Origin of the sequence: Mycobacterium sp. DL592, assembly GCF_011694515.1 — a bacterium.
Classification (GTDB): domain Bacteria; phylum Actinomycetota; class Actinomycetes; order Mycobacteriales; family Mycobacteriaceae; genus Mycobacterium.
Window position 1 is genome coordinate 701,807 of sequence record NZ_CP050192.1, and the last position, 12,923, is coordinate 714,729.

Annotated in this window: 14 protein-coding genes; 10 read left to right on the forward strand and 4 right to left on the reverse strand. The window is 66.4% G+C overall.

The features are described from left to right. Positions 1-97: 97 nt before the first annotated feature. Together HBE64_RS03470 and HBE64_RS03475 are read left to right on the forward strand one after the other, a co-directional pair. The gene (locus tag HBE64_RS03470; RefSeq protein ID WP_167097799.1) at positions 98-1,546 is read left to right on the forward strand and encodes an MFS transporter; all 1,449 of its coding nucleotides are present in this window, start codon (positions 98-100) and stop codon (positions 1,544-1,546) included. After that, complete coding sequence (locus HBE64_RS03475; RefSeq protein ID WP_167097801.1) at positions 1,539-1,952, forward strand: MarR family winged helix-turn-helix transcriptional regulator; 414 nt, start codon at positions 1,539-1,541, stop codon at positions 1,950-1,952. Before HBE64_RS03470 ends, HBE64_RS03475 begins: the two co-directional genes overlap by 8 nt. On the opposite strand, the gene HBE64_RS03480 is transcribed toward HBE64_RS03475, so the two are convergent. The 3 genes from HBE64_RS03480 to HBE64_RS03490 are packed head-to-tail and all read right to left on the reverse strand — an operon-like array spanning position 1,945 to position 5,169. Beyond that, the gene (locus HBE64_RS03480; protein WP_167097803.1) at positions 1,945-2,208 is read right to left on the reverse strand and encodes a DUF2630 family protein; all 264 of its coding nucleotides are present in this window, start codon (positions 2,206-2,208) and stop codon (positions 1,945-1,947) included. The two genes, HBE64_RS03475 and HBE64_RS03480, sit on opposite strands and share 8 nt — an antisense overlap. 27 nt (positions 2,209-2,235) lie before the next feature. Continuing rightward, positions 2,236-3,555, reverse strand: a complete 1,320-nt coding sequence (locus HBE64_RS03485; protein ID WP_167097805.1) for an aspartate aminotransferase family protein — start codon at positions 3,553-3,555, stop codon at positions 2,236-2,238. A gap of 42 nt (positions 3,556-3,597) precedes the next feature. After that, a complete protein-coding gene (locus tag HBE64_RS03490; RefSeq protein ID WP_167097807.1) occupies positions 3,598-5,169 on the reverse strand; it encodes an APC family permease in 1,572 nt (523 codons plus the stop codon). A 281-nt stretch (positions 5,170-5,450) separates the two neighbouring features. On the opposite strand from HBE64_RS03490, the gene HBE64_RS03495 reads away from it, so the two are divergent. The 8 genes from HBE64_RS03495 (at position 5,451) to HBE64_RS24590 (ending at position 11,503) form a co-directional block, all read left to right on the forward strand. Next, entirely contained in the window at positions 5,451-6,464 is a 1,014-nt protein-coding gene (locus tag HBE64_RS03495; protein ID WP_167097809.1) for a phosphotransferase enzyme family protein, read from the forward strand. A 25-nt stretch (positions 6,465-6,489) separates the two neighbouring features. Next, entirely contained in the window at positions 6,490-7,266 is a 777-nt protein-coding gene (gene fabG / locus HBE64_RS03500) for a 3-oxoacyl-ACP reductase FabG (RefSeq protein WP_167097811.1), read from the forward strand. Positions 7,267-7,268: 2 nt separating this feature from the next. Continuing rightward, the gene (locus HBE64_RS03505; RefSeq protein ID WP_167097813.1) at positions 7,269-8,054 is read left to right on the forward strand and encodes a GntR family transcriptional regulator; all 786 of its coding nucleotides are present in this window, start codon (positions 7,269-7,271) and stop codon (positions 8,052-8,054) included. Between the two features lie 45 nt (positions 8,055-8,099). Further along, on the forward strand, positions 8,100-8,846 hold the full coding sequence (locus tag HBE64_RS03510) for an SDR family oxidoreductase (RefSeq protein WP_167097815.1): 747 nt from the start codon (positions 8,100-8,102) through the stop codon (positions 8,844-8,846). Positions 8,847-8,892: 46 nt separating this feature from the next. After that, positions 8,893-9,252 carry an FKBP-type peptidyl-prolyl cis-trans isomerase gene (locus tag HBE64_RS03515; RefSeq protein ID WP_167097817.1) on the forward strand — a complete coding sequence of 120 codons (360 nt, stop codon included), beginning with the start codon at positions 8,893-8,895 and terminating at the stop codon, positions 9,250-9,252. 157 nt (positions 9,253-9,409) lie between these two features. Next, on the forward strand, positions 9,410-10,402 hold the full coding sequence (locus HBE64_RS03520; RefSeq protein WP_243841483.1) for an OmpA family protein: 993 nt from the start codon (positions 9,410-9,412) through the stop codon (positions 10,400-10,402). A gap of 10 nt (positions 10,403-10,412) precedes the next feature. Further along, positions 10,413-10,565 (forward strand): hypothetical protein, encoded by a 153-nt coding sequence (locus tag HBE64_RS03525; protein ID WP_167097819.1) that lies wholly within the window; start codon positions 10,413-10,415, stop codon positions 10,563-10,565. Beyond that, entirely contained in the window at positions 10,565-11,503 is a 939-nt protein-coding gene (locus HBE64_RS24590; protein WP_243841484.1) for a hypothetical protein, read from the forward strand. The genes HBE64_RS03525 and HBE64_RS24590 overlap by 1 nt, the downstream gene beginning before the upstream one ends. A 77-nt stretch (positions 11,504-11,580) precedes the next feature. Here HBE64_RS24590 and HBE64_RS03540 read toward each other — a convergent pair whose 3' ends face one another. Then, positions 11,581-12,918, reverse strand: a complete 1,338-nt coding sequence (locus HBE64_RS03540) for a HAMP domain-containing sensor histidine kinase (RefSeq protein ID WP_167097821.1) — start codon at positions 12,916-12,918, stop codon at positions 11,581-11,583. Positions 12,919-12,923 lie beyond the last annotated feature (5 nt).

Consider the following 12,923-nt stretch of genomic DNA (forward strand, 5'->3'; position numbering starts at 1 on the left):
CATTCGGGCGAGGAAGTTCGAGTGACTTCCGCCATTTCGTCGAGTTCGACGCCGCCCGCACTTGACCGCAGGACAGTTGTAGTTTAACAATAGTTGTGTGAATGCAACTGTCAGCGACCTCAGTGCGCGACGCAAGACCATCGTTCTTGCGTCCTGCTGCCTGAGCCTGCTGATCGTGTCGATGGACGCCACCATCGTCAACGTGGCGATCCCGTCGATCCGCGCCGATCTGCACGCGACACCCGCCCAGATGCAGTGGGTAGTCGACATCTACACCCTGGTGCTGGCCTCGCTGCTCATGCTCGCCGGTGCGACCGGTGACCGCTTCGGCCGGCGCCGCGTCTTCCAGATCGGCCTGGCCACCTTTGCGGTCGGCTCCCTGCTGTGCAGCATCGCCCCGACCATCACCATGCTCATCGCCGCACGACTGATCCAGGCTGTCGGCGGCTCAATGCTCAATCCTGTTGCGCTATCCATCATTTCGCAGATCTTCGTTGGACGGGTCGAGCGGGCCCGAGCACTGGGGTTCTGGGGTGCGGTCGTCGGCATCTCGATGGCGCTCGGCCCGATCGTCGGCGGCCTGCTCATCGAGGTCGTCGGGTGGCGCGCCGTGTTCTGGATCAACCTGCCGATCTGTGCCGCCGCGATCGCGCTGACGGCCATCTTCGTGCCGGAGACCAAGTCGGCGACCATGCGCGACATCGATCCGGTGGGCCAGCTGCTGGCCGTGCTCTCGTTGTTCGGCCTGGTGTTCGTGCTGATCGAAGGGCCGGGGATGGGCTGGACCAATCCCCGGATCCTCGCGATCGCCGTGACCGCAGCCGCCGCCTTCGTGGCCTTCCTGCGCTACGAGTCGCGCCGCCACGACCCCTTCATCGATCTGCGGTTCTTCCGCAGTATCCCGTTCTCGTCGGCTACGGTGACCGCCGTGTGCGCCTTTGCCGGCTGGGGTGCGTTCCTGTTCATGATGTCGCTGTACCTGCAGGGTGAGCGCGGCTACTCCGCTGCGCACACCGGGCTGATCTACCTGCCGATCGCCGTCGGGGCGCTGTTCTTCTCGCCGTTGTCCGGCCGGCTCGTGGGCCGCTTCGGTGCCCGCCCCTCCCTGCTGATCTCCGGCGTCCTGATGGTCATCGCATCGGTGATGCTGACATTCCTGACCCCGGCGACGCCGGTGTGGGCGCTGCTGGCGATCTTCGCGGTGTACGGCATCGGTTTCGGCATGGTCAATGCCCCCATCACCAACGCCGCCGTCAGCGGCATGCCCAAGGACCGCGCGGGCGCGGCGTCTGCGGTGACCTCGACCTCACGCCAGGTCGGTGTGAGTATCGGTGTGGCGCTGTGCGGTTCGGTCGCGGGGCCGGCACTGGCCGGGCTGGGCGCCGACTTCACCTCGGCGGCGCGGCCGCTGTGGTTCATCAACATCGCCCTGGGCCTCGTCATCGCCGTACTGGCCATCACGTCGACATCCAGCCGTGCGCACCGGTCCGCCGAACGGCTGGCACCGCTGATCGACCAGCAGCGAGTGGGGGCCGCCCGTGTCTAACCCCCTGGCTGACGAGGTGTGGCGCACCCTGTCAGCACTGGTTCTCGACAACAAGGACGGCTGGCGACGCGCCGTCGTCGAGCGAACGGGATTGCCGTTCAGCCGGATCCGCATCCTCAAACGGCTCGCCAAGAGGCCGATGACGGTGAAGCAGGTCGCCGAGATGGCCACCATCGACGCACCGGCGGCCACGGTCGCGGTCAACGATCTGGAAGCCCGCGGCCTGGTGATCCGGGAGGTCGACCCGCAGAATCGCCGTTGCAAGCTGGTGTCGCTGACCGAGGCCGGTCATCAGATGGTCGCCGTGCTGGATGCCACTGAAGATCCAGCACCTGATCGCCTTGCCACGCTCGGCGACGAGGACCTCGCCACCCTGCAGGCAATCCTGGCGCGGGTGCTCAGCTGAGATAGCCCTCGACTTCGTCGGGTGGGCGCACCGCGGCTTGGCTCGGATCACCGCCGGTCTCGCGCAGGGCCCGGCGCTGCCGCAGCAGATCCCAGCACTGGTCGAGTTCGGTTTCGATCGAGCGCAGCCGCCGGTGCTCTTCGGATGGATCGATCTCCTGGTGGATGAGTTGCTCGCGCAGCTCGCGCTCCTGGGCCACCAGGTCGTGTATCCGTGCGAGGGTGTCCCGGTCGCCGGGTTTGGATTCGTGTGCCACCGCTCCAGTGTGCCTGTGCTCTGGGGGTCAGTGCGAGGAATGCAGAACGTCGGAGAATGCGGTGCAGAACCAGTCGACGTCGGATTCGGAGAACACCAGCGGCGGGCGGACCTTGAGCACGTTGCCGTCGCGACCGCATACCGAGATCAGCACCCGATGTTCGCGCATCGCGTTGACGATCTTCTTCGCGCCCGTCCGGTCGGGTTCGCCTGTCTCATCGATGATTTCGACGCCGATGTAGAGTCCGGCGCCGCGCACGTCGCCGATGCGCGGATGGTCGCGGCCCAATGCCGCCAGCTCGGTGCGCAACGCGGTCCCGACGTTCGCCGCGTTGGCCATCAGCTTCTCGTCCTCGATGACGTCGAGCACGGCTGCCGCAGCCGCCATGGTGACCGGGTTGCCGCCGAAGGTGTTGAAGTAGGGCACCCCGCGGGCGAAGGACTCCAGCACGCCGGCGCGCGCGGCCATCGCCGCGATCGGCAGGCCGTTGCCCATGGGCTTGCCGGTCGTCACCAGATCGGGCACCACACCGTGGCGCAGGAAGCCCCACATTGCTTCGCCGGTGCGGGCGAATCCGGGTTGCACCTCGTCGGCAATGAACACCCCGCCCGCGTCGCGGACCGCCTGGACCGCCGGGGCGAGCACCGACGGGTCGGGATAGATGCCGTCGGACGAGAAGATGGTGTCGACGATCAGGCAGCTCACCCCTGCGCCTGTGGCCCTGAGGTCGTCGATTGCGGCGGTGACGTCGGCGGCGAAGCGGCCCGCCAGTTCGTCGGCCGGGATCCGGTAACTGTCCGGCGGGGCGATGGCACGCACGTGCTTGCCGAGGGCGGTCGCCCCGCCGATGGACGGCGAGATCGCTGTCACGGCAGCGGTGTTGCCGTGGTACGCGTCGGTGGTGATGATGACGCCCGTTGCGCCGGTGTGCATTTCGGCCACCCGCAGGGCGAGGTCATTGACTTCCGAGCCGGTGCAGGCGTACATCACCTGGTCGATCTCGTCCGGCATGGTCGCCAGCAGACGCTCGCTGTAGTCGACGATCGTGCCGTGCAGATACCGGGTGTGGGTGTTGAGGGTGGCCAGCTGGCGGCTGACGGCCTCGACCACGTGCGGGTGGCAATGCCCGACGCTGGCGACGTTGTTGTACGCGTCGAGGTAGCAGGCGCCGTCCGCGTCGTAGAGGCGGGTGCCCTCGCCGCGGACGAGGTGCACGGGCCGCTCGTAAAACAGCCGGTAGGCCGGGCCGAGCATACGGTCGCGGGCCGCGACCAACGATTCGATGGCCGGATCGAGCGGTTGATCCGGGGAGTAGCTGTTGGAATCCATGATGTTCGAGAAACCCACGTTGCTACTCCTTCGTCGTTCGTTGGTCGCGGCCCGTGCAACTCAGCGCTCGTGTGCCTCCTCGAGGACGATCCGGCCCAGCTCCGAATACCGTTGCGGGGCTTTGGCCTTCAGGTACACGGCTAGCAGAATGCCGCTGAGCCCGACGATACCGACGACGTAGGGGATGATGGTGAACACCCAGTCGGTGGATGCCGTCCCGGCGGCGAACGACGCGTTCTTGCCGAGCAGGTAGATGACGTAGAGCATGCCGATGCCACCGAGCAGCGGAGCGAGGAACGTGCGGAACCAGTTCGCTGTCTCCGGGTGATTTTTGCCGACGTGGAAGTAGGCGATCACCGCGAAAGCGGCCAGTGCCTGCACGATCAGGATCGCCGTGGTGCCGAGCAGTGCCATCAGCCCGTACAGGCCGGTGTAGGGATCACGACCGGTGATGGCGAAGAACAGCACCACAATGGTGGCGAACACGGTCTGGAACAGGCCGGCGATGTGCGGCGAGCCGTGCACCGGGTGGGTGGCGCCCAGGGTCTTGCGCATCCCGGGGATGACGTTCTCGCGCCCGAGGGCGTAGATGTAGCGCGCCGCGCAGTTGTGGAACGCCATGCCGCAGGCGAACGATCCCGTCATCAGCAGGATCTTGAACATGTCGACTGCCCACGTGCCCAGGTTCTTGTCGACCGGGCCGAAGAAGATGTCACCGGCGGTGGACGAATCCTGCGCCAGCGCAATGGCATTCTGCGGTCCGGTCCCGACGATGGCCAGCCACGAGATCAGGATGTAGAACACCCCGATGCCGATGACGGAGCCGATGACCGCGATCGGGATGATCTTCTTGGGGTTCTTGGATTCCTCGCCGTACATCGCGCTGGACTCGAATCCGACCCATGACCAGAATGCGAAGAACAGGCCGATACCTGCCGAGCCTGCTACTGCCAGTGCACTGCCGTTGGGTCCGGTGACGGTGCCCGAGAGGCTCTTGAAGCCGTTGAGCGGGTTCAGCGATCCCCACGACCAGCCCTGCGGGCCGCCACCGGCGAACAGCACCGAGACTCCCATCAGCGACAGCATGAGGATCTCGGTCACGAGGAACACGCCCAGCACCTTGGCGGCCAGGTTGATGTCGAAGTAGGTCAGCACCAGGTTGACCACCAGCATGCCGAGGGCGAACACGACCCACGAGATGTTGACATGGAAGAGGCTGTTGACGGTGTCGTTGGCGAAGAATGCGAAGATCCCGATCAGCGACGCCTCGAAGACCATGTAGGCCATCGTGGTCAGGAATCCTGCGCCCAGTCCCACGATGCGGCCGAGGCCGTGTGAGATGTAGCCGTAGAAAGCTCCGGTCGCGGTGATGTGCTTGCTCATCGCGGCGTATCCGATAGCGAACAGGGTGAGCACGATCGTGGCGACGAAGTAGCCGGCCGGGGCGTATGCGCCGTTACCGAACCCGACCGCGATCGGTACGTTGCCCACCATGGCGGTGATCGGCGCCGCGGTCGCGACAGCCATGAACAGGACGCCGATCAGGCCGACGGCGTTGGGCTTGAGCCGCTGGACGGCGTCGCCCTTGGCTTGGGCTGCCTCCGCGGCAGGTGGGTCGATGATGTCGCTCATTGTTGATTTCCCGTCTCGAACACGACCGGTGGTCGCGCAGGATATTTGGTCTGGTTTGGCCCGAGATGCGGCTGCGTCTGGGGAGCGAGGTGATGTCGAAGACGACACTGTGATACGACGCCGACATTGTTACTCCTCCCAGATCGCCTGGTCAACAGGAACAATCGGGATTCACGCCGGAGTGTTTCGGCCATGTTTCCGAATCCGCAGTTGCGAAACGCTGACGTTAAATGTGCCGATTTGGTCTGCTTTGCGGCGGTTAATGGTCCACACTGTTCGACATGCCGGGACTGCCGCCGACCCATGAGTTGTTCGCGCGCGCAGCACTTCCTGCGTACGGCCGTGCCGCTGACGCCGAATTGCGGCTGCTGAGCCTGTCGGAGAACGCAACCTACCTGGTGGAGGACGACGAGCCCATCGTGCTGCGGGTGCACCGGCCCGGCTACCACTCACTTGCCGCGATCCACTCCGAACTGGCCTGGATGAAGGCGTTGCGCACCGAGACTGCGGTCACCACACCTGAGTTGGTCCTCGCGGGCGACGGTTCCGATGTGGTGCTCGCCGAGGCGGACGGGACTGCGCTGCATGTCGATGCCGTCACCTTCGTGCCCGGTTGCACCGCTGAAGAGGATCCCGAGGCAGTGGGATTCGACGAACTCGGTCGTATCACCGCGGTCATGCACGACCATGCCCGCGGGTGGACGACGCCCACTGGCTTCACCCGGTTCCGCTGGGACCTGGAGACGATTCTGGGACCGGAGGCCCGCTGGGGTAACTGGCGGCTGGCCCCGGGCCTGACCGTGGCTGACAAGGACTGGATTCAGCGCGCTTCCGACGACATCACCGCAAAGCTTACTGAGTTCGGTTGCGCTCCAGATCGTTTCGGCCTGGTCCATGCCGACCTGCGGCTGGCCAACCTGATGGTCGATCCCGCCGACGTCGGGGCGGGCATCACCGTGATCGATTTCGACGACTGTGGATGGTCCTGGTATCTGGCCGACCTGGGGGCGGCGGTGTCGTTCATCGAGGACACCCCGGCCGGCGAGCGCATCATCGCCGACTGGCTCACCGGCTACCTTCAGGTGGGGTCCATCCCTGCCGCCCACCTCGAGTTGATCCCCTCATTCGTGATGATGCGCCGGATCATGCTCACCGCGTGGATCGCCTCGCATTACGACGCCGACGCCGCGATCGGCGTCGGTGAGCAGTTCGCCCCGGACACGGCCCGGCTGGCGCAGCGTTATCTGGAGGACCGCACCTGGCTACAGGATGCGATCTTCGGATCCAGGGTCTAATCACCCTGCGGCAGAAAGGAATGTCATGTTCGACCTTCAGTCGGCGTCGGTTCTGGTGACGGGTGGAAGTAAGGGGATCGGCCGCGGAATCGCGTCGGTGTTCGCCTCGGCGGGTGCCAATGTGGCCATCGCCGCCCGCTCGTCGACCGATATCGACACGGTGGTGGCCGAACTGGACGACCTCGGTTCGGGCAAGGTGCTCGGTGTGCAGGCCGATGTTTCCGACCCGATGTCGTGTGCCAACCTCGCCGAGACGGTGCGCGAGACATTCGGCGGAATCGACGTGGTGTGCGCGAATGCCGGCATCTTCCCCGAGGCGCCGCTGGCCTCGATGACGCCGGTTCAACTCGGCGAGGTGCTCGATGTCAACGTCAAGGGCACCGTCTACACCGTGCAGGCCTGCCTGGATGCGCTCATCGCCTCCGGTCGCGGACGGGTGATCCTGACCTCGTCGATCACCGGGCCGATCACCGGCTTCCCGGGATGGTCGCACTACGGTGCCTCCAAGGCCGCCCAGCTGGGCTTCATGCGAACGGCGGCAATCGAATTGGCGCCACACCGCATCACCGTCAACGCGGTGCTGCCCGGCAACATCTTCACCGAGGGTCTCGCCGACATGGGTAAGGAGTACATCGCGGGAATGACCAGGGCGATCCCGGCCGGCAAACTGGGCACGCCGGAGGACATCGGGTATCTCGCGGCGTTCCTGGCCACTAAAGAGGCCGGATACATCACCGGTCAGGCCATCGCCGTCGACGGTGGCCAGGTGCTTCCCGAGTCCCCGGACGCCGTGAGCCCGTAGCGATGGAGGAGTCCGAGGGGGGGCCGATCGCCGAGGACGTACGCCGCCGCATCCTGTCGATGCTGGCGCAAGGTGCGTTGCGGCCCGGATCTCGGTTGGGCACCGAACGTGAGATGGCCGAACAGTTCGCGGTGTCGCGGTCGACGCTGCGCAGTGCCCTGCTGCCCCTGAGTCGGGCGGGTGTGCTCGAGCGGCGCACCGGCCGCAACGGCGGAACCTTCGTGCGCGCCGATGTCGTCGAGCGCAACGCCGCCGAACTGGCTGGACTTCCCGCCCGGTTGCGCAGCGGTGGACATACCAGCGCCACCCGGGTGCTGGCGACCGACCGCAGACCCGCCACCCCCGCCGAAGCCGCCGCGCTCGAGATCACCACCCGCGACGAGGTTTTCGCGATACGCAGATTGCGGTTCGCCGACGGTGTGCCGTTGTCGGTCGACTTCTCCTGCTTCGTCGCCGGCCAGGTCGTCGGCCTTCTCGAGCAGCCGCTGGGCGGTTCGATCTATGAGTTGCTCGCCGTCCGCTACGGCCTGACCCCCGCGACGTCGACGGAGATGATCGAGGTGGTCAGCGCCAGTCCTCGCGAGGCCGAGTGGCTGGCGATCCCGAGCAGACGGCCACTGGTGGCGATCACCCGCGTCACCCACGACGCGTCCGACCGGCCGTTCGAGTACGCCTACGACCTTTTCCGAGCCGACCGTGTCCGGCTCACGGCGACCACCTCCACCGTGACCGCCCGGGAACGGCGCGGCACCGACGGCAGGGTCGAACGCTCCGTCAGCAGCGCCTGATCTGCTCGCCAGGCGAGATTCGTTCGGAGCGTGTGTAATTCATTGATGGGAACCCCACCGCGCAGTGCCATTGTCACAGGAGCATCCGGCGGGATCGGTTCGGCCATCGCCGCGATGCTGCATGAGGAGGGGTTCTCTCTCACCCTGGTCGGTCGCGACCCTGGAAAGCTGGAAGCGGTGGCCTCCGGGCTGACGCAGGTGCCCGGCCCGCCCGTCAACGTACTGGCCGGTTCGCTGGCGGCCGAGGCGTTCCTCGACGAGATCGTCGCCGAGCATGCGCGGCGGCACGGCTCGCTGGACCTACTGGTCAACAATGCCGGGATAGCCGGCGAGCGGCCGGTCGGCGAGGTCACCGCCGATTTCCTCGACGAGCAGCTCGCGGTCAACGTCCGCGCCGTGATCCTGCTGACCGGCAAGTGCCTTCGGCTACTCAAAGAGTCGGTGCAGCAACGGAAAACAGCGCAGGTGGTCAACATCGCCTCCAACGCGGGCAAGCGCGGCGAGGCCGGCCTGTCGGCGTACTCGGCCACCAAATTCGCCGTCGTCGGGTTCACCGAGGCGTTGCACGACGAACTGTCCACCTCCGGCATCAAGGCCACCGCGATATGCCCCGGTCTGGTGGACACCCCGATGGCCGACGGCTACCGCGACAGCGTGAGCCCCGGGGAGATGATCGCCCCCGCCGACATCGCCGAGGCGATCAGGATGACCATCCGGGTGTCGAGAAGTTGTGTGGTGCCTGAGATCGTCCTGCTGCGGCCGATCGAGTGGCTCCAACCCCCGGGCGCCTGACCGAAAGACCCCAAAACGTCCGACTCGGTCCTATTAAGGTGAGTGGGTGACGAAACCCGTAATCGAATTCCCCGACGGACCGGCACCCACCGACCTGGTCATCAAAGACCTCGTGGTGGGAGACGGCGATGAAGCCACTCCCGGTGCCGTGGTCGACGTGCACTACGTCGGCGTCGAATACGACACCGGCGAAGAGTTCGACAGCTCCTGGAATCGCGGCGAGTCCATCTCCTTCCCGTTGCGCGGCCTGATCCAGGGCTGGCAGGACGGTATCCCCGGTATGCGGGTGGGTGGGCGCCGCCAGTTGACCATTCCACCGGAACAGGCCTACGGTCCGGCCGGTTCGGGACACCAGCTGTCGGGCAAGACGCTGATCTTCGTGATAGATCTGCTCGCCACCCGCTGAACCTCCGTTTTCGCGGGCGAAGAGATGAAACTTTGCCCTCGCCTCCTCTGACGATTCAGTTAATATTCGTCCGTTCGCTTCCAAACGCGCACTCGAGCCACATATCGTGCAGCGGTTCGGACAATTGACGCGCCGGCAATGGCGGAGGAGCCAATCGATGACGGATCCCGATGATGCGCGGGTGAGCGCAACGGCAACTGAGTGGCGGCGCGAATCGCGGTACTTCCGCCGCTCGCCCGGCTTGGGCTGGCTGCTGGGTCTTCTACTGATCCCGCTGCTCCTCGGTCTGATCGGCTGGGGAACGCTCAGCAAGCCCAAGGTCAGCGTGAGCACCCCCAGCGTCAGCATCACCGCACCCAGCCTGTCGGTGCCGTCGCTGAACTTCGCGCCGCTGTCGATCATCCGCAACGGCAACGACTTCACCCTGTCCGGCGATCTTCCGGACCTCTCCGTCAAGGCGTCGCTGCTCGACAGCCTCAAAGCGGCGCTGGGGCCCGGGGTGAACCTGATCGACAAGCTCAACATCAAGGCCGGTGTCAGCGCACCTGACTTCTCGGGCCTGGGCGGGCTCTTCAAGGCCGCACTGGACATTCCTGACTTCAACTTCGACCTCTCCGGTGGCACCGTGACGCTCACCGGCACCGCGCCGTCGGAAGAGGTCAAAGCCGCGGTCGAGGCCGCCGCCAAGGCGGCCTGGCCGAACGTGACGATTGTCAACAACATCACGGTCAAGGGCCCGGCCCCCGCCACCACCGCTCCGACGGCCACTGCGCCGGCCGGTGGTGGGGGGTGCGGTTCGCTGCAGTCTGATATCGCCGCCGCGCTCAACGCCCCGATCAACTTCGAGACGGACGGCTTCACACTGACGCCGGCGACGCAGCAGATGCTCGCCGCGGTGGCCGCCAAGATCAAGGTGTGCCCGACTGCCAGGATCGTGGTGACCGGCTACACCGACAACACCGGCAACGACTCTATCAACATCCCGCTGAGCGGCAACCGGGCCAAGTCGGTCGGCGATTACCTTGTTTCTCAAGGGGTTTCAGCCGCTGAGATCACCACCAACGGCCTTGGAGCGGCGAACCCGATCGCCACAAACGACACCGAGGCCGGTCGTGCACAGAACCGTCGCGTCGAGATCACGGTCAGCTAGGAGAACCGACATGGAATTCGTCATTCAATGGCTGTGGTACCTGCTGGCGTTCGTCGCCGGCTCGGTGGTCGCCTGGCTGATCGCCATCGCGACGATCAAACGGACAAGCGAAGAAGAAGCCATCGCCGACCTGCCCGGCTCACGTGAGATTGGAGCCCGCTGATGCACGACGTCAACTGGTGGCTGATGGCCCTGGCCTTCGCGCTAGGTCTGATCCTGACCCTGGTGCTGGTGATCGGCCGGGTCACTCGTGAGGTACCGGTCAAGCATTCGGTGTCCGCCGCGATTGGGGCCAGCGGCCTCAAGGGTGCAGGCGCCGATGTACCGGAGGTGAAGCTGTCCGCCGCCGGTGCCGGGGCAGTGGCCGCGGGTGCAGCTGCCACCGGCGCGGCCGCTGCGAAGTTCGCTGCCGGCGACTTCGAGGAGCCCTACGGAACCGGGTCGATCCGGCTCGCCGCCGGGGCCGCCGCACCGTCAGGGTTCGACATCAAGGGCAACGAGGATTCGATGCTCTACCACACGGTGGAAAGCCCTTGGTACAAGCAGACAATCGCCGAGGTGTGGTTCGCCGACGAGCCCACCGCCCAGGCCGCCGGGTTCACCCGTTGGGACGCAAAGGACAAGGGCGCGACGATCTCGGCCTTCGCCGATGTGCCGCCCGGCCCCTACGGCAAGGGTTCGGCCAAGGCCGGCGACGGTGGCAGCGGCCCGGCGGGCTGGCTGATCAAGGGCAACGAAGATTCCATGCTGTATCACACGGACGAAAGTCCTTGGTACGAGCAGACGATCGCCGAGGTGTGGTTCTTCGATGAACCCACTGCCCAGGCTGCCGGGTTCACCCGGTGGGATGCCAAGGACAAGGGTGTCAAGGTCGCCTCGCTTGCCGATGTGCCGCCTGGCCCGTACGGCAAGGGTTCGGCCAAGGCCGGCGACGGTGGCAGTGGCCCGGCGGGCTGGCTGATCAAGGGCAACGCGGATTCGATGCTCTACCATCCGCCGGACAGCCCCGCCTACAACGAGACCATCGCCGAGGTCTGGTTCTTCGACGAGGAGACCGCCAAGGCGGCCGGCTTCGACAAGTGGGACAAGAACTTCCGCTAGTTTCCGACAGTAACGCCACGGTGGTGAATGTGCTCTGAAACCGCCGTGGCGTTACTGTCGCTGCGGGCGGGCAACCCTTAGCGGGGTGGCGGCAGTCGCAGTATGAGCCGCGCGCCACCGAGCGGGCTGGTCTCCAACGCTGCTGTGCCGCCGTGGATCTCGGCCTGTTGTGCGACCAACGCCAGACCCAGCCCGGAGCCGGACACCGAGGCCGTCGAGCCGCGGGTGAACCGTTCGAAGACCTCGGTGCGTTCGGATTCCGGCACGCCGCTGCCATCGTCGTCGACGGCGATCTCCACGCCGTCGCGTGAGCTGACCGCCGAGAGCTGCACCCGGGTGGCGCCGCCGTGCTTGACCGCGTTGGCGATCGCGTTGTCCACCGCCAGCCGCAAGCCCGCGGGCAGCCCGATGATGATGCACGTCGGCGACGGCACCAACGACACCACCAGATCGGGATAGACCCGCATCGCGTCGTGCGCGGCGCGGTCGAGCAACTCGGTGATGTCGACGGGCACCTGGTCGGCCGCGGTGGACAACTCGCCCTGGGCCAGCCGCTCCAGCGCGCCCAGTGTGGCCTCCACCCGAGCTTCGGTGCGTACCACGTCGCCGAGCACTTCTTTGCGCTGCTCCTCGGGCATGTCCAGGGTGGCCAACACTTCGAGGTTGGTGCGCATCGCCGTCAGTGGCGTGCGCAGCTCGTGGGCGGACACCGCGGCGAAATCGCGCGCCGAGGCCAGCGCGGCCTTGGTGCGGTCCTGCTCGGCGCGGACCCGGCCGAGCAGCCCGGTGATCGCCTCGCCGATCTCGATCGCCTCGCTGGCGCCGCTGACATCGATGTCGGGGGCGACGTCGCCGGCGTCGATCTGGCGGGTCTGCTCGGCGAGGCGCCGAAAGGGGCGCACCGCGAAGGTGGCCAGCAGCCAGCCGAGCAGTCCTGCCGCGCCGATGGCCGACGCACAGATGATCAGTACCCGCCGGTGCAGACTGTTCGTATCGGCGATGGTGTCGTCGTAGGTGGCGCCGACGGCCAGCGTGGTGGCATCCGGATAGGGCAGTTCCACGGTGCGCACCCGGTATTTGACGCCGTCGATATAGGTGGTGGCGTAGTCGCCGGTGAGCTTGGGCAACACGACGGGGGAGTTTGACTTCACCTGTTCGCCGCGGCGGACGGTGATGACGACGTCCTGGTCGTTGGGTGACGGGGGAATCTGGTCCAGGCCGCGCGGCACGAATGGGACCGCGAACCCGGCGGCTTCGTCGAGTCGCCGGTCGAGGCGCTCGAGCCGGTCGTTGGTGATGCCGATCCACACGATGGTGCCGACGATGGTCACCACGATCGCCGCGCCGATCGCCGTCGCGAACGCCACCCTGGTGCGCAGGGACGGGGTGCGACGGAAGATGCGCGCGAGCGTCACGTCGG

Coding starts and splice junctions, on each gene's coding strand:
- HBE64_RS03525 (WP_167097819.1), top strand. CDS start 10,413: ATGGAATTCGTCATTCAATGGCTGTGGTACCTGCTGGCGTTCGTCGCC.
- HBE64_RS03495 (WP_167097809.1), top strand. CDS start 5,451: ATGCCGGGACTGCCGCCGACCCATGAGTTGTTCGCGCGCGCAGCACTT.
- HBE64_RS03510 (WP_167097815.1), top strand. CDS start 8,100: ATGGGAACCCCACCGCGCAGTGCCATTGTCACAGGAGCATCCGGCGGG.
- HBE64_RS03490 (WP_167097807.1), bottom strand. CDS start 5,169: ATGAGCGACATCATCGACCCACCTGCCGCGGAGGCAGCCCAAGCCAAG.
- HBE64_RS03505 (WP_167097813.1), top strand. CDS start 7,269: ATGGAGGAGTCCGAGGGGGGGCCGATCGCCGAGGACGTACGCCGCCGC.
- fabG (WP_167097811.1), top strand. CDS start 6,490: ATGTTCGACCTTCAGTCGGCGTCGGTTCTGGTGACGGGTGGAAGTAAG.
- HBE64_RS03520 (WP_243841483.1), top strand. CDS start 9,410: ATGACGGATCCCGATGATGCGCGGGTGAGCGCAACGGCAACTGAGTGG.
- HBE64_RS24590 (WP_243841484.1), top strand. CDS start 10,565: ATGCACGACGTCAACTGGTGGCTGATGGCCCTGGCCTTCGCGCTAGGT.